General features: G+C 73.7%; 19 protein-coding genes. 3 read left to right on the top strand and 16 right to left on the bottom strand.

Annotated elements, in window-relative coordinates:
* Positions 1 to 168 precede the first annotated feature (168 nt).
* Together BJ964_RS43695 and BJ964_RS43690 are read right to left on the bottom strand one after the other, a co-directional pair.
* Positions 169 to 1,848 (bottom strand): AMP-dependent synthetase/ligase, encoded by a 1,680-nt coding sequence (locus BJ964_RS43695; RefSeq protein WP_229806820.1) that lies wholly within the window; start codon positions 1,846 to 1,848, stop codon positions 169 to 171.
* The gene (locus BJ964_RS43690; RefSeq protein WP_229806819.1) at positions 1,845 to 2,516 is read right to left on the bottom strand and encodes a TetR/AcrR family transcriptional regulator; all 672 of its coding nucleotides are present in this window, start codon (positions 2,514 to 2,516) and stop codon (positions 1,845 to 1,847) included. The genes BJ964_RS43695 and BJ964_RS43690 overlap by 4 nt, the downstream gene beginning before the upstream one ends.
* 75 nt (positions 2,517 to 2,591) lie before the next feature.
* Here BJ964_RS43690 and BJ964_RS43685 point away from each other — a divergent pair, with 75 nt between their 5' ends.
* Together BJ964_RS43685 and BJ964_RS43680 are read left to right on the top strand one after the other, a co-directional pair.
* Entirely contained in the window at positions 2,592 to 3,371 is a 780-nt protein-coding gene (locus tag BJ964_RS43685) for an inositol monophosphatase family protein (protein ID WP_229806818.1), read from the top strand.
* A gap of 38 nt (positions 3,372 to 3,409) precedes the next feature.
* Positions 3,410 to 4,645, top strand: coding sequence for a DUF3500 domain-containing protein (locus tag BJ964_RS43680; protein WP_188126142.1), 1,236 nt, complete (start codon positions 3,410 to 3,412; stop codon positions 4,643 to 4,645).
* Between the two features lie 38 nt (positions 4,646 to 4,683).
* On the opposite strand, the gene BJ964_RS49415 is transcribed toward BJ964_RS43680, so the two are convergent.
* From BJ964_RS49415 to BJ964_RS43640, 8 genes are all read right to left on the bottom strand, one after another.
* Complete coding sequence (locus BJ964_RS49415; RefSeq protein ID WP_188126141.1) at positions 4,684 to 5,334, bottom strand: FHA domain-containing protein; 651 nt, start codon at positions 5,332 to 5,334, stop codon at positions 4,684 to 4,686.
* On the bottom strand, positions 5,331 to 6,593 hold the full coding sequence (locus BJ964_RS43670; protein WP_188126140.1) for a vWA domain-containing protein: 1,263 nt from the start codon (positions 6,591 to 6,593) through the stop codon (positions 5,331 to 5,333). The genes BJ964_RS49415 and BJ964_RS43670 overlap by 4 nt, the downstream gene beginning before the upstream one ends.
* 10 nt (positions 6,594 to 6,603) lie before the next feature.
* Positions 6,604 to 7,692, bottom strand: a complete 1,089-nt coding sequence (locus BJ964_RS43665) for a PP2C family serine/threonine-protein phosphatase (RefSeq protein WP_188126139.1) — start codon at positions 7,690 to 7,692, stop codon at positions 6,604 to 6,606.
* Positions 7,693 to 7,702: 10 nt separating this feature from the next.
* On the bottom strand, positions 7,703 to 9,997 hold the full coding sequence (locus BJ964_RS43660) for a serine/threonine-protein kinase (RefSeq protein WP_188126138.1): 2,295 nt from the start codon (positions 9,995 to 9,997) through the stop codon (positions 7,703 to 7,705).
* Positions 9,994 to 11,220, bottom strand: coding sequence for a hypothetical protein (locus BJ964_RS43655; RefSeq protein WP_188126137.1), 1,227 nt, complete (start codon positions 11,218 to 11,220; stop codon positions 9,994 to 9,996). The genes BJ964_RS43660 and BJ964_RS43655 overlap by 4 nt, the downstream gene beginning before the upstream one ends.
* A gap of 73 nt (positions 11,221 to 11,293) precedes the next feature.
* Positions 11,294 to 12,220, bottom strand: coding sequence for a glutamate ABC transporter substrate-binding protein (locus BJ964_RS43650; RefSeq protein WP_188126136.1), 927 nt, complete (start codon positions 12,218 to 12,220; stop codon positions 11,294 to 11,296).
* A complete protein-coding gene (locus tag BJ964_RS43645; protein ID WP_229806825.1) occupies positions 12,220 to 13,491 on the bottom strand; it encodes a hypothetical protein in 1,272 nt (423 codons plus the stop codon). The genes BJ964_RS43650 and BJ964_RS43645 overlap by 1 nt, the downstream gene beginning before the upstream one ends.
* Before the next feature lie 141 nt (positions 13,492 to 13,632).
* The gene (locus BJ964_RS43640) at positions 13,633 to 15,186 is read right to left on the bottom strand and encodes a long-chain-fatty-acid--CoA ligase (RefSeq protein WP_188126135.1); all 1,554 of its coding nucleotides are present in this window, start codon (positions 15,184 to 15,186) and stop codon (positions 13,633 to 13,635) included.
* A 153-nt stretch (positions 15,187 to 15,339) separates the two neighbouring features.
* On the opposite strand from BJ964_RS43640, the gene BJ964_RS43635 reads away from it, so the two are divergent.
* Positions 15,340 to 16,548, top strand: a complete 1,209-nt coding sequence (locus BJ964_RS43635) for an EAL and HDOD domain-containing protein (protein ID WP_229806817.1) — start codon at positions 15,340 to 15,342, stop codon at positions 16,546 to 16,548.
* On the opposite strand, the gene BJ964_RS43630 is transcribed toward BJ964_RS43635, so the two are convergent.
* From BJ964_RS43630 to BJ964_RS43605, 6 genes are all read right to left on the bottom strand, one after another.
* A complete protein-coding gene (locus tag BJ964_RS43630) occupies positions 16,545 to 16,979 on the bottom strand; it encodes a hypothetical protein (RefSeq protein WP_188126133.1) in 435 nt (144 codons plus the stop codon). The two genes, BJ964_RS43635 and BJ964_RS43630, sit on opposite strands and share 4 nt — an antisense overlap.
* 140 nt (positions 16,980 to 17,119) lie before the next feature.
* The gene (locus BJ964_RS43625) at positions 17,120 to 17,740 is read right to left on the bottom strand and encodes a peptidase associated/transthyretin-like domain-containing protein (protein ID WP_188126132.1); all 621 of its coding nucleotides are present in this window, start codon (positions 17,738 to 17,740) and stop codon (positions 17,120 to 17,122) included.
* A 99-nt stretch (positions 17,741 to 17,839) separates the two neighbouring features.
* Entirely contained in the window at positions 17,840 to 18,643 is an 804-nt protein-coding gene (locus BJ964_RS43620) for an ABC transporter permease (protein WP_229806816.1), read from the bottom strand.
* Positions 18,640 to 19,599, bottom strand: coding sequence for an ATP-binding cassette domain-containing protein (locus BJ964_RS43615; RefSeq protein ID WP_188126131.1), 960 nt, complete (start codon positions 19,597 to 19,599; stop codon positions 18,640 to 18,642). Before BJ964_RS43615 ends, BJ964_RS43620 begins: the two co-directional genes overlap by 4 nt.
* A gap of 61 nt (positions 19,600 to 19,660) precedes the next feature.
* Entirely contained in the window at positions 19,661 to 22,792 is a 3,132-nt protein-coding gene (locus BJ964_RS43610) for a BTAD domain-containing putative transcriptional regulator (protein ID WP_188126130.1), read from the bottom strand.
* A gap of 23 nt (positions 22,793 to 22,815) precedes the next feature.
* Complete coding sequence (locus BJ964_RS43605; RefSeq protein WP_188126129.1) at positions 22,816 to 23,892, bottom strand: bifunctional glycosyltransferase family 2/GtrA family protein; 1,077 nt, start codon at positions 23,890 to 23,892, stop codon at positions 22,816 to 22,818.
* Between the last annotated feature and the right edge of the window lie 3 nt (positions 23,893 to 23,895).

Genomic DNA, 23,895 nt, shown 5'->3' with positions numbered 1-23,895 from the left:
GGCCGGACCGGGTGCGGCCCAGGTCACGCCCAGGTGCTGGCCTCCGCGTCGAACAGGCCGGGCGGGCTCTGCACCGGCACCACGCAGAGCAGACGGCCGCCCGGCGCCCGCAGCGTCCTGTGGCCGCCGTGGTCGGCGACCGTCGTGGCTGCGACGCATGATCGGACCCTAGGTGTAGAGACCGTCCAATCGCGACCGGTAGCGCTCCTCGGCCACCCGGCGGCGCAGCTTCATCGACGGGGTGAGCAGGCCGCTCTCCACGTCCAGGTGCTCGTCGAGGATCAGGAACCTCTTGATCGTCTCCCACGGGTTGAGACCGGCGTTCAGCCGCTCGACGCAGGCGGCGACCTCGGCCTCCACCTCGGGCGTACGGGTGACCTCCGGATCCAGGTCGATCAGCGCGGTGACGAACTTCCGCCCGTCGCCGTGGATCAGGATCTGGTTCACCATCGGGCAGATCGCCTTGAACCTCGCCTCGATCGCCTGCGGGGCCACGTACTTGCCGTTCGACGTCTTGATCAGGTCTTTCTTGCGGTCGGTGATCCGCAGCGAGCCGCCCTCGGTGATCTCGCCGATGTCGCCGGTGTGCAGCCAGCCGTCCACCAGGGTCTCGCCGGAGTCCAGCCCGTGGTAGCCGCTCATGATGCCGGGGCCGCGCAGCAGGACCTCCCCGTCCTCGGCGATCCGTACGTCGGTGCCGGGCAGCGGGCGGCCCACGGTGCCGTACTCCGGGGCCTCGGGGCGGTTGAAGACCGTGGTGGCGCAGGACTCGGTCATCCCGTACCCCTCGGCGATCGGCAGGCCCATCGCGCCGAACCAGACCGCGATGTCCGGCGAGAGCGCGGCGGCGCCGGAGATGAAGAACCGCATCCGCCCGCCGAACCGGGCCCGCACCTTCGACAGCACCAGCCGGTCGGCCAGCACGTTGCGGTGCCCGGCCTTGATCGCCCAAGCGAACAGGCGGCCCTTGAGGCCACCGCCGACCGTCGCGCCGACCCCGGCGTACACCTTCTCGAAGATCCGCGGCACGGCCGGCATGATGGTCGGCCGCACCTCGGCGAGCCGCTGCACGATCCGGCTCACGTCGCCGTCCACGGCGAACTCGAAGCCCACCGACAGCTGGCAGGCCAGCAGCGCCTTGCCGAAGGCGTGCGACAGCGGCAGCCACAGGTAGCCGACGTCGTCGGTCCGCAGGAAGCCCATCGCCTGGATCGCCAGGCCCTGGTAGACCCACGCGCCGTGGGTGATCCGCACACCCTTGGGCAGGCCGGTGGTGCCGGAGGTGTAGATCAGCGTGGCCAGGTCGTCCGGGCCGACCGCGCCGGTGGTCCGCCGCACCAGTTCCGGATCGGCGGCCAGCGCCTCCCGGCCGGCGTCCCGCAGCTCGCCGAGGGCGTCCATCCGGAACACCCGCTCCACGTGCGGGCCGACCTTCGCCTCCTGGGCGGCGTCCGCCACGAACGCGAACCGGCTGCCCGAGTCGGTGAGGACGTGCGCCACCTCCTCCGGCGACGACGACGGGTAGACGGTGGTGGTCGCGCCGCCCGCGCACATCACCCCGAAGTCCGCCTCGATCCACTCGACGCAGGTGCCGGCCGCGATCGCCACCCGGTCCTCCGGGCGCAGGCCGAGCGTGATCAGTCCGGCCGCGATCTCCCGGACCGCTGACGCGGTCTCCGCCCAGGTCTGGGCGATCCACTCACCCTCGCTGCCGGGTCGCCGATAGGCCACTTCATCGGGGGTACGCTCGGCGCGCCGCAGGAACATCGCACCGAACGACGACGGGGTGTCCCGCCGTAGATCGTCGAGGCGGGCCTTCTCGTCCGCGGGCGCGGCACAGATCGTCACACTCTCTCCTCTGCTGGGCTCTGCACCATCCGGCACAGCCAGGTGGACAGTTCCGGGATCAGGGCCGACAGGCCGGGCACGGGTTCGGCGTCGAGGGCGTCCGACGCGATCTGCCGCAGCGCGTAGACGGCTCCGATGTAGGCGCTCAGCGGGGTGTCCCCGGTCGTGCCGGGGAACCGCCGCTCCCGCAGGTCGCGGATGAACCCGGCCAGGTGGGTGAGCGCGGCGCGCCGCCGCTCACGGGCCGCCCGGCCCAGCGCGTCCATCTCGACCCCGAACGCGCGGGCCGCCACCAGGTCGCTCTCCAGCGTGCCCAGGTACGCGGCCACGAACTCGCGCACGCAACCGGGCCAGTCCTCGCCCCGGTTCGCCGCCAGGCGGTCCAGGAACACCGCGATGAACCGGTCGTACGCGGCGTGCACGCAGGCGTCCTTGTCGGCGAAGCACTCGTAGAACGCCGCCCTCGACACCGCGGCCCGGGCGCAGATCTCGCGCACCCCGAAGCCCCGGTAGCCCCCGGCCGCCAGCAGCTCGGTGGCGGCGATCATCATCCGCTCCCGCTGGGCGGCCACCACCTGCTCACGGGCCAGCACGTGCCGGCCCCGGGGCAGGCCGGCCGGCACGGTGAAGATCACTCCGTCGGTGATCCGGTCCATCTGAGTACGCATTGTTACTTCAAGATTCCCATGACGTTCTCGTTACACGGGACAACCCCTCGGGGGTGCCGCGGGCAGGATGGGGGAGTGGCTGATGATCTGAGACTCGCCCAGGACGCCGCCCTCGCGGGTGCCGCCGAAGGCCTCCGGCACTTCGCGGCGCTCGCCGGGCTGCCGCGTGAGGTCAAGACCGACGGGTCGGTGGTGACCGCCGCCGACCGGGCCGTCGAGACCCGGATCCGGGAGGTTCTCGCCGCCGCCCGGCCGGGGGACGCGGTTCTCGGCGAGGAGCACGGCGAGACCGCCGGCACCGAGGGCCGCCGCTGGATCATCGACCCGATCGACGGCACCCATCTCTTCGTCGAGGGCGACAACCGGTGGCTCGTGCTGATCGCCCTCGAGGAGCGGGACGAGATCAGCGTCGCCGTCGCGGCCGTCCCGGCCCAGGGACGGATCTGGTGGGCCGAACGCGGCGGCGGCACCTGGGAGGGCCGGATCCAGGACGGGCGGATCCTCGGCGAACACCGGATCCGGGTCGCCGGCGCCGGGCCGGCGGAGCTGGCCGGGAGCCGGCTCGGCGTGGTGCCGGACTGGGGACGCGACAAGGTCGCCCCTCTCATCGAGGCGGCCGACGAGCGCGCGTGGACGGTGCAGCCCGCGTTGCTGGTGGCCCGGGGCGAACTGGATCTGGCGGTGCAGACCGGCGGCAAGATCTGGGACTTCGCGGCCACCTCGCTGATCGTGACCGAGGCCGGCGGCGACTACCGGGGGCTGGACGGGCGGACCCGGCCGGGGCCGGGGGCGTCGCTGTATTCCCGGAGTGCGGAGTTGGGTGATATCGCCTTGAAGGTGCTCAACGATCGCTAACGTGATGATCCGGACGGATCTTCACCAGGGGGCGGATCGTGAGAAATCGGTGGCCGGCCTTCGCCGGCGTGCTTCTCGTGCTCGCGTCCGCGGGCTGCGGCGAGTCGGCGGACCAGGAGCCGACGACCGGGAGGTCCAGCGCGGCGCTGCCCATCGTCAGGTCGTACGAGAAATCGGTCGCCGGGGTGGTCCAGGCGGCCGAGGCGTTCCTCGCCACCCTCGACGCCGACGAGAAGGCGCTCACCCAGCTGGAGCTGACCGAGGCCAACGCGACCCTGTGGTCGAACCTGCCGTGCGGCTCGTCCTGCCGCCCCGGCATCCGGTTCGGTGACCTGGACATCGAGGAGCAGGCCGCCGCCAAGAGCGTGCTGAAGACGGCGCTCGGGACGGGGGCCGGCGGCGGCTACGAGCGGGCCGAGCAGATCATGGCCGCCGACGACTACCTCGGCGTCCTCCAGGCCAAAGGCGCTCTCAGCAGCGCCCGTCCGGACATGCCCAGCGGTGCCCCACCCGGTGGCATGTCCAGCGGGAGACCGAGCGGGATGCCCAGCGGTGGCATGCCGGGCGGCGGCCCGCCCGGTGAGATGCCGAGCGGTGGCCCGTTCAGCGGCGCGGACACGAGCTACTCGTCCGGCAACTACTTCCTGGCGTTCCTCGGCACGCCCAGCACCACCGGGGCCTGGCAGATCAGCTTCGGCGGCCACCACCTCGCGGTGCACATGGCGTACAAGAACGGCGAGGTGGCCGGGGCGTCGCCGTACTTCGTCGGCGTCGAGCCGATCACCTGGACCGACGCCGCGGACGTCCGGCACGCGCCGCTGAACGACATGAGGACCGGCCTGGTCACCATGCTCGACAGCCTCACCGAGACCGAGCGTGAGACGGCGAAGCTGGCGAAGACGTACGCCGACGTGCTGGTCGGGCCGGGCGAGGACGGCCAGTTCCCGGCGACGAAGGAGGGCCTGTCCGCCGGGGCGCTCACCGCCGGGCAGAAGGCGCTGGTCCTGGCCGCCATCGAGCCGTGGGTGGCGGGCGCCGACGACGCCACCGCCGCGGCGCTGATGAAGATCTACACGTCGGAGATCGACAAGACCTACATCGGCTGGTCCGGCTCCCCCACCCTGACCAAGCACGCCGACTACGTGCGGATCGACGGGCCGAGCGTCTGGGTGGAGTTCGTCTGCCAGAACGGCGTGGTCGTCCAGGACCAGATCCACTACCACACGATCTACCGCGACCACACCCGTGACTACGGCGGCGAGTTCACCTTCTGACGCGCGGGCCCCCGGTCACACCGGGGGCCCGGCGGTCGTCACGGCGCGTGCAGGGTGATCGTCGTCCAGGCGCCGACGTGCACCTGGTCGCCGTCCTTCAGGGTCCGGGTCTGGCCCGGGTCCAGCGGCTGGGCCTCCCCGTTGAGGTAGGTGCCGTTGGTCGAGCCGAGATCGGAGACCAGCCACGTGCCGTCCACCGAGAAGGTGAGCAGCGCGTGGTTGTGCGACGCCCCCGGGTCGGCGGGCGCCTGCGCCAGGTCGATCTCCGGGGCGGTGCCCTTCGAGGAGCTGTGCCGGCCGATCCGCACCTGCGGCGGGGCCAGCCGGACGGTACGCCGGGGCGCGCCCGCCGGGAACTCGACGCCCTCGATGTCGTTGTCGGCGAAGTAGTCCGGGTCGGCGAAGACCGTGGCGGTCCACTCGCCGGCCGGCGCCGCCGGGGTGGGCGTGCCGAGCTGCGGGACCCGCCCGGTGGTGTAGTCGTAGCCGCAGTCCTCGCAGAACCGGCCCGGCCCCCGGGGCGCCCGGCAACTCGGGCAGTCCCCGCCCGGCGCGGCCGGCGCGGCCGGCGCGGCCGCCACCGGGGTCGCCACGGCCGCCGGGGCGGCGCCCTGAATCGGGGAACCGCACGTGTCGCAGAAATCGTCCTCGGTGGACGCGTGACCGTTCGGGCAGGTGTAGACGCTCACTGGCCGCGGCCCACCCGGACCGTCTTGGTGGAGCGGGTGTCCAGGGCCATCTCGTCCTCGGCCGCCACCCGGCGCTTGAGCCGGACCGTGCCGGTGACCGCGTCCTCGATCTCCACCACCTTGGACAGCAGCTCCTCGGTGGCGGTGTTGCCGCTGGCCCGGGCGAGCTGGGCGGCCCGGCCGAACTTGATGGTGGCGGTCCGGTCGTCACCGGCCTTGTGCGCGGTCAGCCCCTCCTGGATCACCTCGGCCAGCTCGGCCTGCCCGGTGTAGTGGGCGACCTGCCGGTTGATCTTGGTGGAGAGCGCGGTGTCCTCGGTCCAGGTCGCCTTGACCAGTACGGTCGTGAGCACCGTGTCGCCCTCGAGGATCTGCACCCGCCCGGCCATCATGTTGTCGCCGACGTTGCCCGGCGTGACGTCGAAGCAGAGGTGGTAGTCGCGGCTCTCCTGCCCCCAGGAGCCGAGCGGGTAACGGCCCGCCCGCCCGTCCTCGACCCGCTTGCCGGTCAGGTCGGCCACCCGCGGCTCGACCTGCTTCACGAAGCGGATCTTGCTGGTCACCGGGGTGATCACCTTGAGCTGGACGTCGGCGCTGGTCTTGCCCATCGCCGCGGTGATCATCTGCTGGAACGAGGCGGTCAGCTCGGTCGGCCTGGCCACGATGTCCACGGTCCCGAGCATCCGGTCGGCGATCTTGCGGAGCTCGGCGACCTTCCAGTTGGCGCCGACGCCCCGGCAGTCGCAGACGAACTGCTCCTTGATCTGGTCCAGCACCGTCTCCAGGTAGCCGGACCGCTCACCGTTGTCGCCGTCGGTCAGCAGGATGGCGTGCTTGATGTCGCCCGGCCGCTGGGCGAACAGCTGGGCGGCCAACAGCAGCCAGGCGCCCATCGCGGTGCCGCCGTTGGCCTGGAGCCGGTCGATCGCCCGGGCCGCGTCGGCGCGGGTCTGCGGCGAGGAGACCGCCAGCTGCCCCGGGTCCGGGAACAGCTGCTGGGCGGTGCTGACGCCGGCGATGATGGCGAAGTTCACGCCGTCGTCGATGCACTCGACGGCCGCCTTCGCGGCCTGCCGGGCCGCGCCGATCCGGCCCTCGGCCTGCATCGACCCGGACGCGTCCACGATGATGATCTCGGTGGCGCCGGCCGTGCGGCGCCCGCCCTCGCTCCCGGTCGACGTGATCGTCACGATCGCGTTGACCTCGCTCGCACCCAGGGCGAGGTACTCGTTCTGGAACGCCTCAGCGGTGTACGACACGCGTGTCTCCTCAATCCTCGCTGGTGGTGGACAGTTCCGTCGTCTTCGGTTCGGTCTCGGGCACTGGATGCACCGGCACCAGGGCGACCGTGATGTTGTCCGCGCCGCCGGCCGCGTTCGCGTAGGCGACGAGTGTCCGGGCGGCGTCCAGCGGGCCGGGAGCGGCGGCCAGCGCCTCCCGGATCACGGTGCCGAACTCGGCCGGGTCGGGCAGGTAGTTCCACAGTCCGTCGCTGCACAGGATCAGATGGCCCGGCTCGGTGGCGGTGAACGAGCGCACCCGCGGAGCCACCGGCCCGGCGTCCGCGCCCAGCCACGCGGTGATGGCGTGCGCCTTCGGATCGTTCATGGCGGTCACCGGGTCGGCGCCCAGGGCGATCACGTGCGCGGCCCACGAGTCGTCCTCGGTGAGCTGCTCGGCCGGGCCGTCCGGGCCCAGCCAGTAGACCCGGCTGTCGCCGACCCAGCCGTACCCGACGTGCGGCCCGCGGACCGCGGCGGCCACGATCGTGCAGGCCGGGTTCGCGGCGGCCCGGCGCGGGTCGCCGGTGTGCGCCAGCGACGCCACCGCGGCGGCGGCCCCGGCGATGGCGTGCGCCACCGCGCCGGCCAGCCCCACCGCGCCCTGCGGGCGGTCCAGGTCCACCGTCTCGTCCGGGTTGCCGGGCGCCGGCTGCTCGTCCGGGTGGCGGGCGGCGGCCAGCAGCTCACCGGCCGCGCGGACCGCGATGTCCGAGGCGGCGTCCGGGTCGAACGACGCCGACACGCCGTCGGAGACCACCACGTCGGCGGCCTCCGCCCCGACGGCCAGCCACATGGCGTCCTCGTTGCGGTGGTGGCGGCGGCCCCGGTCGCTCACCGCGGCGCCGGTCGCGCCGCCGTCGGCTTCCAGATGGTCGCGGGATCGGCCGGCCTGCATGCCGCACTCCTCGCAGTACCCGTCGTCGTCCACGGCGCCCGCAGCCCCGCAGTGCGAGCAGTCCTCCCGGGCCGAGGGCGGCTCCGCCGTTTCGGTGAGCCGGCGACCGCACACCTCACAGAAGCTCGCGCCGGCGGTGCGCTCGTCGGCGCACGAGGTGCAGTCGGTGGTCAGCGTCATTTCCGCCCTTTCAAGTACGCGTACGCGGCCGGACCGCGTTCGCCAGGTCGACCAGGCGGATCTTCTCCGCGCCGTGCGTGGCCCGGGCCATCTCCCGGTACGCCGACTCCAGCGCGAACCGTACGTCCCGTTCCGGATCCTTCTCCGCCGGGGTCCCGCCGATCACCGTGGTCAGCACCGTGCCGGTGAGCCGGGTGCCGCCGTCCATGGTGCGCAGCACCTGCTCCAGCAACTCGGCCCGCAGCGACGCCAGCTGGGCCGCCTCCACCTCGAGCCGGGAGATCAGCCCGGCCGCGGTGGCCAGCGAGTCCACATCGACCGTCGCGGTCCGGTGCGAGCGGACGAGCGCCCGGATCGCGCCGATCTGCGAGCTGGGGTACGCCGACGAGGTGCCGGGGACCCGCCCGTACGCCTCCACGGCCCCGGCCCGGTCGCCGTTCGCGAGCCGGCACCGGGCCAGCCCCGCGGCCGCCGCCGTGTACGCCGGGTCGGTGCGGCTGACCACGTCGTAGTACCCGCAGGCTCCTGCCGGGTCGCCGGCCAGCTCGGCGGTGACCCCGAGGGCCAGCTGCGGCGCCGGCTCCCCGGGCAGCGCCGACCAGACCGCGTCGAACCGCTGCCGGGCCCGCGCCGGGTCGCCGGTGGACAGCGCCAGGATCCCGTCGTACCAGTCGACCCGCCAGTCCGGTTCCAGCGAGTCGCGGACCATCTCGGCGGCCGCGGTGTCGCCCTGCACGATCAGCTCACGCAGGGTCCGCAGTCGCACCTCGACGGTGTCCTCCGGGGCGGTCCGCAGCTGGGCGAGCACGGTCTTCGGGTCGGCCGCGGTGATCGAGGCGAGGAAGCCGGCGGCCGGGTCGCTCAGGTCGATCAGCGGGACGGGCAGGTCCTGCCAGCGGGCCTTCTCGTCGCGCAGGTCGGTGCGCAGCTCCCCGGTGAAGTAGCGGGACACCGCCGGCCGCGGGGTCCCGTCGGTGGCGAGGACCTGCCGCAGCACCCCCAGCATCTGCTCGGACATCTCGGCCGCGTCGGCGAACCGCTCGTCGGCGTCGGTACGGGTGGCCCGTACCAGCAGCCGGTAGAACGACTCGTGCCGCCGGTACACCTCGAACTCGCCCCGGTCCGGCAGGCTGTCCTTGAAGGTGCTCTGGTAGCCGCGGAAGTCGGTGGTCAGCACCGCGAGGGTGCGGCCGATGGTGTAGAGGTCGGACTGCGGCGACGGCCCGTCGGTGGCCATCTCCGGCGCCTGGTAGCCGGCGGTGCCGTAGATCGCCGCCTCCTCGTCGTCGACGTGCACCACGCCGCCGAGGTCGATCAGCCGCATCTGGTCGCCGGACTGGATCACGTTGTCCGGCTTGAAGTCGCAGAAGATCAGGCCGCGGTCGTGCAGGTACCCGAACGCCGGCATGATCTCCAGGACGTAGGCCAGCGCCTGATCCACCGGCAGCGGGGTCGCCGCCCCGTCGGCCCGGCGCTCCTTGAGCAGGTCCTTGAGCGACTTGCCTCCGACGAACTCCATCACGATGTAGCCGGAGCCGTCGAACTCGACGAAGTTGTAGATCTTCACGATGTTCGGGTGCTCGACCTCGGCCAGGAAGCGCCGCTCCGCCACGGCGGCGGCCAGCGCGTCCTCGTCGCCGGAGTTGAGCAGGCCCTTGAGGACCACCCACCGGTCCGACACGTTCCTGTCGACGGCCAGGTAGACCCAGCCCAGGCCGCCGTGCGCGAGCGGGCCGACCACCTCGTACTGGCCGGCGACCAGGTCGCCCTTGCTCAGCTTGGGGGTGAAGTTGAACCCCTCGCCGCAGGACGGGCAGAAGCCGGACGGGCGGGCGACCCGCTCGCCCCGGGCCCGGCCCACCGGGTTGCCGCACTTCGCGCAGAACCGTTTGGACTCCGGCACCTCGGCGACGGTCATCACGGCGGTCGACGGGTCGGCGGTGCGGACCGGCTCGATGGTGACCAGGCCGCCGCCGAAGCGGCGGGCCGAGCCGGTGCGGGAGCTGGTGGTGCGGCCGCTGCCCCGGGTCCGGGAGGACAGCGCGCTGCTCGCGCGGGCCGACGCGGCGGTCGCCGTCCGGGGCGCGGGCACCGTGACCGGGGCCAGCCCGCAGGTGTCGCAGTAGCCGTCGTCGATCGTCCCGTCGCATCCGTCCCGGTTGCAGTGGCCGGCCACGACAGCGGGCACGACAGTGGGCACGGGAGCAGGAGCGGGAGCGGGCGTGGTGACGGGCGCGAGCCCGCACGTGTCGCAGTAGCCGTCCTCGATCGTTCCGGGACAGTTGTCCCGCCGGCAGCTGGTCATCGTGCCTCCCTGGCGGCGATGGTGGCGGAGAGCGCGTCCTGGTACGCGTCGACGGCGGCCCGCGCCGCCGTCAGGTCACACGGCGCGGAGAAGAGGGCGTCACGGGCGGTCCCGGCGAGCGGGCCGAGCCCGGGGTCCTCGCCGAGCCCGCGGCTCAGCGCCTTCGCCCGGTACGCGTCGAACCGCCCGCGCAGCTCGTTGCGCTCGGCCAGCAGGCCGGTGTTACGGGCCAGGGCGTCGCGCAGGTCGGCCAGCCGCTGCCGGGCCTGCCGGGCCCAGGCCGACAGCCGGGGGCTGATCAGCGCCCAGTGCCCGGCCGCGGCGAGCGCCTCGATCGCGACCAGGTCGGGCAGCAGGCTGTCGCCGCGGACCGTGGCGACCCGGTGCTCCGGGAACCGCCCGGCCACCGCGTCGCGGGCCGCGGCGGCGTCCCGGGACGCCGCGTCCACCTCGGCGGCGAGCCCCCGGGCGTCGCGCAGCCGCTGGGTCAGCGACTCCCGCAGCTCGGTGGCCGAGGTCCGCTCGGCGTCGGCCCGGGCGATCAGGGCACGCACCCGGTCCAGGCCGGCGGTGTTCGTGCCCAGCGGGTCCGAGGCCAGCGTGCCGGTGATGTCACCGAGCAGCCGGTCGGCCTCGTCGAGCAGACGCTCCGCCTCGGCCGCCAGCGTGCCGGCGCCGGCCTGCCGGGTGAGCGAGCGGGCCCGGGACAGCGCTGCCGCGGCGTCGGCGGCGGCCGGCACGGCCCGGCGCCAGGCGTCCCCGGCCGCGGTCACCACGGCGACCGCGGTGGTGAACGCCGCCTCCATCCCGGCGAGCAGCTCGGCCGGGGTGCAGGTGGTGCTGACCTGCCCGGAGCCGAGCAGCCCGCGCTGGGCCAGCGGCACCGTGGCGGTGGCCAGGGTGATCGAATGGCCCAGCACCTCGTGCTGGTAGGCGGCCCGGTCGGCGTCGCTCATCCGCTTCAGCGCGCGGTCGCCGTGCCCGCGCAGCGCCCGGGCCCGGGTGATCACGTCGCCGAGCAGCCGGTGGCCCTGCCACAGCTGGGCCAGGGCCTCGCCGGCGTCGGACCAGGCGGCCGCGGTGCGGCCGGTCAGGCGGGTCCGGCCGAGCTCCTGGCGGTCCGGGTTCTGGTCCAGCTCGACCAGGTTGGCGGAGATGGCGGCCACCGCCTTCTCCAGCCGCTCCAGTTCGGTGTCGGCCGCGAGCGAGCCTCCCAGGCTCATTGCGCCACCTCCGCTGCGCTCCGGCGTCGCAATGAGTTGATGACTGAGCCCGATGATTCGCTCGCAAGCTCGCTCATCGGTACTCCGCCACGGGTGGGGCCGGCGCCGGGCCGCTGTCGTGCAGCCATTTGTCGTACAGGGCCTTCCAGGTGCCGTCGGCACGCATCCGCTCCAGGACCGCGTTGACGAACTCGGTCAGGTCGCGGTGGGTCCGGCTGATCGCGATCGCGTACGGCTCCTGGGTGAAGGCATCGCCGACCACCTTGGCGTACGGGTCCTGGGCGGCCAGCCCGGCCAGGATGGTGTCGTCGGTGGAGATCGCCTCCACCTCGTTCTGCTGGAACGCCACGAGGCACTCACCGAAGTCGCGGCGGGCCACCGCCTCGGGTTTCGGGTCGATCTTCGCCAGGTTCTCCAGTGAGGTGGAGCCGCTGGCCGCGCACACCGGGCGGCCGCCGAGGTCCTGGATCCGGGTCACCGTCGAGTCCTTGCCGACCAGCACCTTCTGCCCGGCCTCGTAGTAGACGGTGGAGAAGTCGACCCGCTGCCAGCGGGCGCAGTTGGTGGTCATGGTGTTGATGGCCATGTCGACCTGGCCGGTGGCGACCGCGTCCACCCGCCGGGAGCGGGGGATCACCAGGATCCGCACCTTGTCCGGGCTGCCGAAGATGGCCCGGGAGATCTCCCGCGCCATGTCGACGTCGAAGCCCTCGATGGCGCCGGTGAACGGGTCGCGCGAGCTGAACAGCAGGGTGTCCTGGCTGGTGCCGAGGATCAGGTGGCCGCGTGCGCGGATCTCCGCCATCCGGCTGCCGGCCGGGATCTCCAGGCCCCGGGTGGGGCGCCAGCTCTTGCGCGGCTCGCACTCCGGCGCCGCTGTCGCCGAGCCGGTGGCGGACGGTGTGGGCGACGGGCCGGGCGCGGCCGCCGGCGGCGGGGGAGCGGGGGTGCAGCCGGCGGCGAGCAGGGTGAGGGCGGCGACGACAGCGAGAGCGCGCATCAGCGGTACTCCTCCAGCCGGGCCCGCAGGCCGATCGTGGCGAGCACGCCGATCACCAGCGCGAGCAGCGGGCCCAGCACGATGAGCGCGCCCAGCCCGGACCCCGCGGCCTCGCTGCGGGAGCCGAAGGCGGCCCGCCGGTCGTCCATGGCCCGGTCGAGGGTGGCGGTGAGCCGGTCGAAGGTCTGTGCCATGCCGTCCGAGGCGGCGAGTTCCACGGCGCCCTCGTAGTCGCCGCCGTCGTCCAGCGAGCGGACCTGCCGGTGTGCCGTCAGGAACTCGCCGTGCAGGTCGGCGGCCTCGTCCATCAGCGCCGGCATGTCGTCCAGCTGCGGGTCGTCGAAGGTGACCCGCTCGCTCAGCTGGCGGAACTCCTCCTCGAGCGGCCCGTGCCCGGCCCGCGCCGCGAGGGTGAGCGCCTCGTCGGCCCGCTCCCGCAGCACCAGGATCCGCTTCTCGGCGAGGACCTCCAGCGGCGCCGACCCGTCCCGGTCGGCGGCGGTCAGCTGCCCGCGCTGGTGGCCGAAGACCACGACGCAGCCGATCATCAGGAGCACGGCGACCCCGGAGGCGGCCAGCAGGGGGACGTTGAACACCCGGTTCGTGCTGCGGCTCAGGTAGATCTGGGTCCACACGAGCGCCACCGTGAGCCCGACGAACAGCACCACCAGCAGCATGAGCCACCAGGAGGCCTCGGCGTCGTCGTACCCGGTGTCGGCCGCGCGGCGCGCCTCCTGGAAGAGCAGCTGCGCCTGCGGTTGCAGGGTCTCCCGGTTCAGCTGGGAGGCGGTGGACAGGTAGGCGGCGCCGACCGGCTTTCCCTGCCGGTTCAGCGTGCGGGCCGAGGCGACGAGCGCGGTGTAGCGGGTGAGCCCGGCGGCGATTCGCTGGATGGCCTCACCGGCCCGGCCGTCGGCGGGGACGCGGCGGGCGGCCGAGGTGAGCGCGGCCGCGGCCTGCTCCAGGTCGCCCTCGTAACGGCGGGTCAGCACGGCCGGCTCCAGGCCGCCGGTGATGAAGGCGCGGGCCGCGGTGGTGTCGGCGTCGGCCAGCGAGGAGTAGACCGTCTGCGCCTCGGTCATCAGCGGCTGGGCCCGGTCACGCAGGTCGGCGGTGCCGGTGGCGGCGGCGCTCGCGGTCACGCCGGCGACCAGGCCGGTCAGCGCGGTGAGCACGAGCAGGGTGACGAGCAGCAGCCGGAGGCGGCCGGGCGAGGTGTGCCGCAACCCGGTGAGGTGCTGCAACGCGGCCCTTGGTGGCGCCTGAACCATCGTCACGCTTCGAGCCTCTCCCCAGTTGGAACCGCAGTTCCACTGTGCGTCATGGGCGCAACCGGGAGCCGGACCGGGCGCGGCCGGAGGAAAGCAGGACGCCCGGCGGGAGCCGCCGGGCGCCGTGCTCGACCATCACGCTCAGCTGAGCTCACGTTTGAGCAGCTTGCCGGTCGCGGTCATGGGCAGCGCATCGACGATTCTGACGACGCGCGGGTACTTGTAGGAGGCCATCTGCTCCCTGCCCCACGCGACGAGCTCCTCCTCGGTGACGGCGGCCCCCGGCTTGAGGATCACGAACGCCTTGACCTCCTCGCCGTGGCTCTCGTGCGGCACCCCGATCACCGCGGCCAGCGAGACCGCCTCGTGGGTGATCAGCACCTCCTCGATCTCCCGGGGGTAGACGTTGAAGCCACCCCGGATGATCATGTCCTTGGCCCGGTCGACGATGTAGTAGAAGCCGTCCTTGTCGCGACGGGCCAGGTCACCGGTACGGAACCAGCCGTTGCGCATCACCTCGGCGGTCGCCTCCGGCCGGCCGATGTAGCCCCGGAAGATGTTGTGCCCGCGGATCGCGATCTCGCCGATCTCGTCCGGGTTCTCGATGGTGTTCCAGTCGCCGTCGATCAGCTTCACCTCGACACCCCAGATCGGGATGCCGATCGAACCGGGGCGCGGATCGCTGTCCGGGTCGCTGAAGGTGGCCACCGGGGAGGTCTCGGACAGCCCGTACCCCTCGAGGATGGTCACCCCGAAGCGTTCCTTGACCGCCTTGATGATCTCCACGGGCAGGCTGGAGCCGCCGGAGACGGCGACCCGCATGTTGCGGGCGATCCGCTCGACGTCGACGCCCTCGGTCTGGTCCAGGGCGTTGAGCAGGCCCCAGTACATGGTCGGGACGCCGGCGAAGAACGTCACGTTCTCCGACTGGAGCAGCTGGACGGCGGCCGTCGCCTCGAAGCGGGGCAGCAGCACCAGGGTCGACGCCGTGGCGAAGCCGGCGTTCATGTTGACCGTCGAGCCGAACGAGTGGAACAGCGGCAGGACCAGCAGGTGGGTGTCGGTGCCCGGCTTGGTGGCGAAGAGCCGGTTGCAGGTCAGCGCGTTGAGCACCAGGTTCGAGTGGGACAGTTCGGCGCCCTTGGCCTGGCCGGTGGTGCCGCTCGTGTAGAGGATCACCGCGGCGTCGGTCTCGTCGCGCAGCACCGTCTCGAAGGCCGGCGACTGCCCGGCCAGCGCCGCGCCCATCGTCTCGGCGCCCTCGATCGGCGACGCGGCCGCCGGGTCGGCGGTGATCAGGAAGAACTGCTCGCAGTCCGCGGCCTCGGTGAAGCCCGCGAAGCCCTCGGCGCCCATCGGCAGCTCCGGGGTGCCCTGGAAGCAGAAGTACGCCTTGGCGCCCGAGTCACGCAGGTGGTAGGCGATCTCCCGGCCCTTGAGCAGCACGTTCAGCGGGACCACGACCGCGCCGGCCTTGAGGATGCCGTAGTAGACGATCGGGAAGTACGGCAGGTTGGGGCAGGTCAGCGCCACCTTGTCGCCGGGCTGCACGCCCCGCGCGGCCAGCATGTTCGCCACCTGGCTGGCCGCGGCGTCCACCTGGGCGTAGGTCAGCCGCTGCGGGCCGAGCACCACAGCCGTGCGCTCCGGGTAGTGGCGAGCGCTGTCCTCCAGCAGTACGGAGAGGTTGAGCATGCGGTGGAACCCTTCTTACCGGTGAATTGTGACGGCCGCCTCATCCCAGCACGAGCGCCCCCACCCGTGGAAGTCACCGTTTCGTCTTTGTTTCGTGGTGCGATTCATCAGGTCCGGCCGCCGGGTGCCGATTGCTCCGGCGTGGGAATCCCGGTGTTGGACGCGGTACACGTGGGCCGCCAGCCGATCTTTGACGCGGCCGGCGCGGTGGTGGCGTATGAGCTGCTGTTCCGTGGCCGTCTGGATGCCGTCGAATCGGGGCGGCAGGATACGTACGCCACCAGCGCCGTCATGGTGAACACGTTCACCGAGTTCGGCATCGCCGAGGTGGTCGGCAACCGGCCGTGCTTCATCAACCTCACCCGCGAGTTCGTGACCGGGCGGCTCCCGTTGCCGTTCGATCCCGACCAGGTGGTGCTCGAGGTGCTGGAGACGGTCGACGTCGACGACGAGGTGATCGCCGGGCTGACGGCCCTCTCCGAGGCCGGTTACCGGATCGCCCTCGACGACTTCGTCTGGGGCTCCGGTCACGAGCAGCTGCTCGGCCTGGCCTCGTACGTCAAACTCGATCTCCTCGACGGGGACCTGAGCCGCCTCGACGAGATCGTCGCGGCCTGCCGCGAATATCCGGGGATCCAGCTCGTCGCCGAACGGCTGGAGACCGAGGCCCAGGTGGCGATCGCCGACCATTACGGCATGGAGCTGCGCCAGGGGTACGCGCTGAGCCGTCCCCAGGTGCTCAGCACGCCCAGTCTTTCCCCGTCCCGGATGCGCCGGCTGGAACTGGTCGCCGCCCTCATGTCACCGGACGTGCCGCTCGACAAGATCACCACGATCATCGCGAGCGACCCGGCGCTGGCGCTGCGCGTGCTGCGGGTCAGCAACTCGGTGGCCGCCGGGGTGGTCAGCCGGATCTCCTCGGTCCGTCAGGCGATCATGATGGTCGGACTCACCCGGATCCGCCGCTGGGCCACCCTCATGGTGGTCGACGACGTGGGCGAGGCCCCCGAGGAGCAGCTGCTCACCGCCCTGGCCCAGGCCCGCCTCTGTGAGAGCCTGGCCCCGCGTTTCGGTGCCGATCCGGGCGCCGCCTTCGTGGCCGGGCTGGTCACCGGCATGGCCGGCGTGATGGCGACGACCCCGGCCGCGATGGCCGAGCAGTTGCCGCTGAGCGCCGAGGTGGCCGACGCGGTCATCCACGGCGCCGGCCGGCTGGGCCAGGTGCTGAGCACGGTGCAGGCGTACGAGAACGGCGAGTGGGGCACCGGCGACCTGGCCGGGCTCTCCCTCGACGCGATGCGCTGGTCGACCCTCACCCTCACGGCGGCCAACGCCTACGCCCCCGGCAAGACCGGCAACTAGGCCGGTCGGGGCCGGGGCTCGGCCTCCACCTCGACCTCCACGTCGTCGGTGTCGGTGACCTCGATGATCTCCCACTCGTGCTCGACGGCCGGGTGGCGGCTCGTCCACCAGACGCCGAAGGCGGTCAGGCCCACGTTGAACACCGCCGGGCCGATGACGAAGAGGTCGCGCAGCGGGCTGTCGAACAGGCCGTAGTGGTTGTCGAGCAGGCAGACGAAGACCGACCAGGGCAGGCCGAAGACGGTCAGCAGGAGACCGACCATCCCGGCGGCCAGATCGGGTTCGGGGCTGGCGGCGGCCGCCTCGCTGGCCGGGCCGAGCCAGAGGTAGGTCAGCGGGATCAGAGTGCCGCCCTGGATGGCGACCAGCGTCCAGCGGCGCTTGAGGCTCGCCGACCCGGGAACGGTCTCGTTCCGCGCACTGCCCTGCATCGTCGCAACCCCCTGGCTGAGTGTGGTCGCGTCAGCCTAGAAACGTTCAGGCCCGCAGAGAACCCCCCAAAGCATGTCCGGCGCAAGGCCTTCACTGTCAAGATCACGAAATATCATGCCGGGCGGTTCATTACCGGGCGTCATTCGCCGATCGCCACGGTGATGGTGCCCAGAAGTCCGGCCTTGAGATCGAACCGGTCCCGCGGCACCACGTGCAGCACCCCGCCGGTCTCCGGGCGCGGATCCTCGGCCCGCGGCGCCACCTGGCCGTCGATCTGGCCGGCGATCTGCTCGGGGACCAGGAGCGGGCCGGCGTACGTCACCGACCGCCCTCCGGCCAGGTAGCCGCCCACATGGACCTCGGCGTGGATGCTCACCGGCGCGCCCGCCTCGCGGCCCGGATGGACGGTACGGAACTCCGCGTACCCCTCGGCGCCGGTCACCTGCGCGCCGCGCAACTCGCCGTCACCGGTCGCGTCGCGGTGCCGGATGTCCAGGACCGCGCCGCCGACCGGTGTCCCGGTGACCGCGTCGACGACCCGTACCCGCAGCATGAGCGGCACCCCGGGCCGGTCGCCGGCGACGTCCCGGCGGACCAGTTCGAGCGGCATCGGCTCGGTGCCGGTGGGTTCGGCGCGGATCAGGCGGGCGTCCGGGGGGACGCGCTGCGCCGGCCGGGGAAGGGGCCGGTCGGCGGTCGTCCTGTCGAGGGAGGCACACCGGTTGATGACAGGTGTGCCTCCCGTCTCCTCGTTCCGCAACTACCCACCCCCGCTGTCGTCACCTAAGAGATGATCTTCGCAAGGTCGTTGCGTCTTCGTGTGCTTTTGCGTTATTTGTCCGCTGCGGCCGATCCCTGGTCAGCGGCCCAGCCGCCGGTAGAGGCGCACCGACAGCGGCCCGAAGACCGCGATCAGCGCGACCGGCCAGGCCACCGCGAGCAGCATCGAGTGGTCGGCCGCCCAGGTCTCGCCGCCCAGGCCAGGGTTGCCGTTCAGCTCACGGATCGCGGCCGTGGTCGCCGAGATCGGGTTCCACTCGGACACCGCGCCCAGCCAGTCCGGCATCATCTCCGGCGCCACGAACACGTTGGACACCGCGCTCAACGGGAAGGCCAGCGGGAACACGATCATCGACACCGTGTCCGGGTTCGGCGCGACCAGCCCGAGCGCCACCCCGGCGCAGCTCAGCGCCAGCCGCAGCAGCAGGAGCAGCCCGATCGACGCCACCAGCGGCCCGATCCCGTGGTGCCAGCGCCAGCCGACCAGCAGCCCGCACACCAGCAGCACCGCCGTCTCCAGCAGCGCCCGGGCCAGGTCGGCCAGCACCCGGCCGGTGATCAGCGCGGACCGGGCCATCGGCATCGACCGGAACCGGTCCAGCACACCCCGGCCGGTGTCCACGGCGATCGCGGTCGCCGTCGCCCCGATCCCGTAGAGCATCGTCATCACGAACACGCCCGGGATCAGGAACTCGCGGTACCCGCCGCCGCCCGGCACCGACATCCCGCTGCCGAAGACGTACCCGAAGACCAGCACGAACATGATCGGCAGGCTGAAGTAGATGACGATCTCCTCCGGCGCCCGCACCACGTGCCGCAGGTACCGCCCGGTCATCACCCAGCCGTCCACCAGCGCCCCGCTCCGCTCGGTCCGCACACTCATCGCGGCGCCTCCGTCCGGGTCAGGTTGAGGAAGACCTCGTCCAGCGTCGGCCGGTGGACGCCCAGGTCGGCGATGGTGATCCCGGCGTCCTGGAGAGCCCGGGCCGCCGCCGTCAGACCGCCCACCCGGTCGGTGACCGGCACCCGCAGCCGCCGCTGATCGGGGTCCGCGTCCGGGCTGGCGCCCACCGCCCGGGCCACCGCGGCGGCCGCCTCGGCCAGCCGGTCCGCGTCCCGGACCACCACCTCGAGCCGGTCCGCGCCGATCGCCGCCTTCAGCTCGTCCGGGCTGCCCTCGGCCACCACCCGGCCGGCGTCCACCACCGCGATCCGGGCGGCCAGCTGATCGGCCTCGTCCAGGTACTGCGTGGTCAGCAGCACCGTGGTGCCGTCGGCGACCAGGCCGCGTACCGCCTCCCACACCTGGTTGCGGCTGCGCGGGTCGAGCCCGGTGGTCGGCTCGTCCAGGAACAGCACCCGGGGCCGCCGGATCATGCTGGTCGCCAGGTCGAGCCGCCGCCGCATGCCGCCCGAGTAGTCCTTCGCCGACCGGCCCGCCGCCTCGGTCAGCCCGAACCGCTCCAGCAGCTCGTCGGCCCGGCGGCGCGCGGCCGGGCCGCTCAGCCGGTGCAGCCGCCCGAACAGCACCAGGTTCTGCCGCCCGCTGAGCAGCTCGTCGACGGCCGCGTACTGGCCGGTCAGCGCGATCCGCTCACGGACCGTCCCGGGCTCCCGGGCGACGTCGGCGCCGGCCACCTCCGCCCGGCCGGCGTCGAACCGCAACAGCGTGGTGAGCGCCCGCACCGCCGTGGTCTTGCCCGCCCCGTTCGGGCCGAGCAGGCCGTACACCGTCCCGGCGGGCACCCGGAGATCGAATCCGTCGAGCGCGGTGGCCCCGTGCCCGCCCCGATACCGTTTCCGCAGCCTCTCGGCCACGACCGCGAATGTCGTCTGCATGCGCCCAGGTTGGAACGCCACGCTGACCGGCCGCGCACCGTCCGCTGACGGCCCGCGCACCTCAGCCACCGGGGAGGGCGAGCGCCTGCTCCGGGGTGAGCGACGCGCCGTGGGCGAGCGCCGCCGCGTACCGGGTCTCGCCCAGCGCGGCGCGCGCGGCCGCCGCGGTCGCCGCGCCCAGCGGGGACGACTCCGGGCCGGGGCGCAGGGCCAGCGACTGGACCGCGCCGAGCAGGTGGGCGGCGCGTTCCGGGGCGCCGTCGGCCAGCGCGAGGGCGGCGAGCCGGTCGATGCCCTCGGCCAGCACCTGGAAGCCGAGCATGCCGCCGCGCGCCGTGAACATCTCGCGGTAGCGGGCCGCGGCCGTCCCCGGGTCGCCGGCGGCCTCGGCGACGCGGCCCAGCGCCAGCAGGATCGCCATCCGGGTGCCCTCGGCGCTGTACCAGCCCTCCGGGCAGGTGGCCAGCGCCGCCGAGCAGAGCCGGGTGGCCTCGGGCAGGTCGCCTCGGTCGAGGGCCAGCGCGCCCAGGCCGAGCAGGGCGGCCGCGGTGAGCTCGGGGGCGCCGGCCCGGCGGGCCAGCTCGGCGGAGCGGGTGAAGTCCTCGGCCGCGCCGGCCCGGTCGCCGGCCGCGTGCCGGGCCTCGGCGCGGCCGCGGAGCAGGTCGGCCACGTCGACCGTGGAGCCCAGTTCCCCGGCCAGCCGCAGCGCCTCGGCGACGGACGCCGTCCCGGCCGCCGGGTCGCCGCGCCAGGCGGCGGTCTCGGCCAGGCCGGACAGGGCGAGCATGGCGCCCCAGCGTTCCCCGAGGGCCCGGAAGCCGGCCAGCGAGGCCCGGAACTCGGGTTCGGCCAGGGCCGGGTCGGCGCCGGAGAACAGCACCATCCAGCCGCCGCCGATGGCGCCGAGGGCCTCGCTCCACGGGTCGCCGGTCAGCTGGGCGCGCAGGTACCGGTTGAGGGCCACGATGTCACCGGCGCCGCCGTCCGGCGGGCCGACCGCCATCGCCGACAGGTAGAGCAGAAACGGCTGCCGGGGAGGGGCGGTCAGCGTGCGCATGAACTCGGTCCAGCGCCCGGACGGCCGGGCCGAGCCGCCGAGGGCCGCCGTGAAGACGCTCATCACGTACTCCTCGGTGAGGTCCGGCGGCGGCTCCGGGCCCGCCGCCTCCAGGGCGAGCCCGGCGAGCGTCGCGGCCTCGGCCCGGAGCCCGCGCAGCCACCAGTAGAAGGAGAGCGCCGCCACCAGGCGCAGCGCGGTCCGCGGCGCGCCGGCCGAGGCGCTGCGCCGCAACGCGGTGTGCAGGTTGTCGCGGTCCGCGTCGAGGCGCTCCAGGGCGGTGAGCTGCCCGGCGGTCCGCAGCACCGGGTCGGCGCCGGCCGCCAGGTCGAGGAAGTATCCGGCGTGGGCGCGGTGCATCCGGTCCCGCTCGCCGGCCTCGTCCAGCCGCCCGGCGCAGTACTCGCGGATCGTCTCCAGCATCCGGTAGCGGTCGCCGTCGCGTTCGATCAGCGACTTGGAGACCAACCCGGCCAGCAGTTCGACGGTGTCCGGCAGTGGCCCGCACACCCGCTCGACGGCGTCCAGGGTCGCGCCGGAGGCGAAGGCCGCGAACCGGCGGGCCAGCCGGCGTTCCGGTTCGGTGAGCAGGTCCCAGCTCCAGTCGACCACGGCCTGGAGGGTGCGGTGACGGGCGGTGACGCCGCGACCGGCCCGCGACAGCAGCCGGAACCGGTCGTCGAGGCGGGCCGCCACCTCGCCGACCGGGAGCGCGTGCAGGCGGGCGGCGGCCAGTTCCACGGCCAGCGGCAGGCCGTCCAGGGTGCGGCAGATCCGGCGGATCGCGGCGGCGTTCGCACGCGTGACGCGGAACCCGGGGGAGACGTCCGCGGCCCGGTCGGCGAACAGGCGCACCGCCGGGAACGCGTCCAGGTCGGTGCTGTCCTCCGGCGGGACCGGCAGGCCGCCGACCGGGTGCAGCACCTCGCCGGTGAGCCCGAGCGGCTCCCGGCTGGTGGCCAGGATCCGCAGCTCCGGGGCGCGCGGCAGCAGATGGCCGGCCAGCGCGGCGGCCTCGTCGACCACCTGCTCGCAGTTGTCCAGGACCAGCAGCAGCCGGCGGCCGGCCAGGGCGGCGGCCAGGCGTTGCGGGGCGCCGGGCGGCCGGCCCACGTCCCGCCGCGCCGGATCCCGCACCCCCAGCGCGGTGAGCAGCGTCCCGGCCACGTCACCGGGAGCGGCGGCGGCCAGCTCGGCGAAGTACACGTCACCGTCGTGCCGGGCCGCGACCTCGGCGGCGAGCCTGGTCTTGCCCGCGCCACCGGGCCCGTGCAGGGTCACCAGCCGCCCGGTACGCAACGCCGCCGCCACCCGCGCCAGCTCCCCGTCCCGCCCCACGAAGCTGGTCAGCTGGCTGGGCACCCCGTGCCGGGCCGGGGCGGGGGAGGGCTCCGGCGGCGGCGTGACCCGGGACGGCGGGCCGAGGAGGGCGGCGTGCAGGGCGGTCAGTTCGGGGCCCGGGTCGGCGCCCAGTTCGTCGGCGAGGATCCGGCGCGCGTCCTCGTACGCGGAAAGGGCCTCGGCGGTGTGGCCCGCGGCCGTGAGCGAACGGATCAGCAGGGACCGGAGGCGCTCGCGCAGCGGATGCGCGGCGATCAGGCCGCGCAGCTCGGTGATCGCGGTGGGGGAGGGCCGTGCGCCGGTCAGGAGCGCGTCGTGCAGATCCTCGACGGCGGTGAGGCGCAGCTCGGTGAGACGGGTGATCGGGCCGGCGGCGAACGGTGCGTCCCGGACGTCGGCGAGGGCGTCGCCGCGCCAGAGGGCGACGGCCTCGCCGAGCAGGGTGACCGCCCGGTCCGGTTCGCCGGCGGCCAGCGCCCGGTGGCCGTCGGCGGCGAGCGCGGCGAAGCGATGGGCGTCGACCTCGCCGGGGGAGACGGCCAGCCGGTACCCGGCCGGTTCCCGCTCGACCGGCAGCATCTGCCGCAGGCGTGACACCTGGGACTGGAGGGCGTTGCCGGCCCCGGCGGGCGGATGCTCGCCGTAGAGCCCGTCGATCAGGCGGTCGGCGCCCACCGGACGGCCGGCGTCGAGCAGCAGCATCGCGAGCAGCGCCCGCAGGCGGGGCCCACCGAGCGGGATCGGGGTCCCGTCCGGGTGCTCCGCCCACAGGGGACCGAGGATGCCGAACCGCATGGCGACGATTCTGCCGCCCCGGCTCAGGCGGCCATCGCCCCGGTGGTCGTGTCGCGGTCGGCGGCGGCCCGGCCGGCCGCCGGTGGCGCGGTCGCGGCGCGGCGGAAGACGAACGCCCGCTGGATCGCGAACCCGGCCAGGAACAGCCCGATCTCGGTGGCCAGTTTGGCGATCACCAGCGAGCCGGTCGCCGCGCTCAGCAGGTGCAGCAGCGTGACGTTGGCGGCCAGGCAGACCGCGGCGAGGGCGACGTAGCGCGGGGCGGCCGTGCGGTGCGGCGCGGGCGTGCCGTGGCGGAAGACGGCGCTGCGGTTGACGGTGTAGTTCAGCGTGGCGCTGACCAGCCGGGCCGCGACCGCCGCGGCGGTCAGGTGGCCGGTCCAGGTGACGAGACCGGCGAGCAGGGCGGCGTCCACCGCGAAGGCGAGCAGCGACGATCCGGCGAAGGTGAGCAGCGGGCCGTAGATCCGGGCCGAGTCGATCACCGGCCGGAAATGGGACGACCGGTTGCCGTCCAGGTACACGGTGGCGATCTCGACCTCCTCGACGTTCATCTTCTCCGCCGCTGCCCGCAGCAGCAGCCGCAGCTCGTACTCGAACCGGTCGCCCGGCACCCGGCCCAGCCAGGGCAGCGTGCGGGCCGGATAGCCGCGCAGCCCGGTCTGGGTGTCGGTCACCGCCAGCCGGGTGATCAGGCGGAACAGGACCCGGGTGGCGGTGTTGCCGAACCGGCTGCGGGCCGGGACCCGGCCGGTGAAGCGGCGCACCCCGAGCACCATGGCGGCGCCGGAGACCCGGACCCGGGCGGCGACCGCCTCGATGTCCTCGACCCGGTGCTGGCCGTCGCTGTCGGCGCAGACCACGTCCTCGCCCGGATGGCGCGCCTCGATGTGCGCGAAACCGGTCCGCAGCGCGAAACCCTTGCCCCGGTTGCGGTCCAGCGTGATCACTTCGGCGCCGGCCCGGCGGGCCTTGGCGAACATCTCGGCGTACGGGGAACCGCTGCCGTCGTCGACCACCACGACCCGGTGGTGGCCCAGACGCCCGACGAGCTCGGCGAGCCGCTGGTCGGGCTGGTACGCGGGGATCAGCACGATCATGGC

The sequence above is a fragment of the Actinoplanes lobatus genome, assembly GCF_014205215.1.
Taxonomy (GTDB): Bacteria; Actinomycetota; Actinomycetes; order Mycobacteriales; family Micromonosporaceae; genus Actinoplanes; species Actinoplanes lobatus.
Note: the sequence above shows the minus strand (reverse complement) of the source record. Positions and strands in the feature narration are given on the sequence as shown.

Bases quoted from the DNA above. Each gene is read 5' to 3' on its own strand.
- BJ964_RS43605 (WP_188126129.1), bottom strand. From the start codon at position 23,892: ATGATCGTGCTGATCCCCGCGTACCAGCCCGACCAGCGGCTCGCCGAG.
- BJ964_RS43610 (WP_188126130.1), bottom strand. From the start codon at position 22,792: ATGCGGTTCGGCATCCTCGGTCCCCTGTGGGCGGAGCACCCGGACGGG.
- BJ964_RS43615 (WP_188126131.1), bottom strand. From the start codon at position 19,599: ATGCAGACGACATTCGCGGTCGTGGCCGAGAGGCTGCGGAAACGGTAT.
- BJ964_RS43660 (WP_188126138.1), bottom strand. From the start codon at position 9,997: ATGACCAGCTGCCGGCGGGACAACTGTCCCGGAACGATCGAGGACGGC.
- BJ964_RS43620 (WP_229806816.1), bottom strand. From the start codon at position 18,643: ATGAGTGTGCGGACCGAGCGGAGCGGGGCGCTGGTGGACGGCTGGGTG.
- BJ964_RS43655 (WP_188126137.1), bottom strand. From the start codon at position 11,220: ATGAGCCTGGGAGGCTCGCTCGCGGCCGACACCGAACTGGAGCGGCTG.
- BJ964_RS43690 (WP_229806819.1), bottom strand. From the start codon at position 2,516: ATGCGTACTCAGATGGACCGGATCACCGACGGAGTGATCTTCACCGTG.
- BJ964_RS43650 (WP_188126136.1), bottom strand. From the start codon at position 12,220: ATGCGCGCTCTCGCTGTCGTCGCCGCCCTCACCCTGCTCGCCGCCGGC.
- BJ964_RS43645 (WP_229806825.1), bottom strand. From the start codon at position 13,491: ATGGTTCAGGCGCCACCAAGGGCCGCGTTGCAGCACCTCACCGGGTTG.
- BJ964_RS43630 (WP_188126133.1), bottom strand. From the start codon at position 16,979: ATGCAGGGCAGTGCGCGGAACGAGACCGTTCCCGGGTCGGCGAGCCTC.
- BJ964_RS43665 (WP_188126139.1), bottom strand. From the start codon at position 7,692: ATGACGCTGACCACCGACTGCACCTCGTGCGCCGACGAGCGCACCGCC.
- BJ964_RS43640 (WP_188126135.1), bottom strand. From the start codon at position 15,186: ATGCTCAACCTCTCCGTACTGCTGGAGGACAGCGCTCGCCACTACCCG.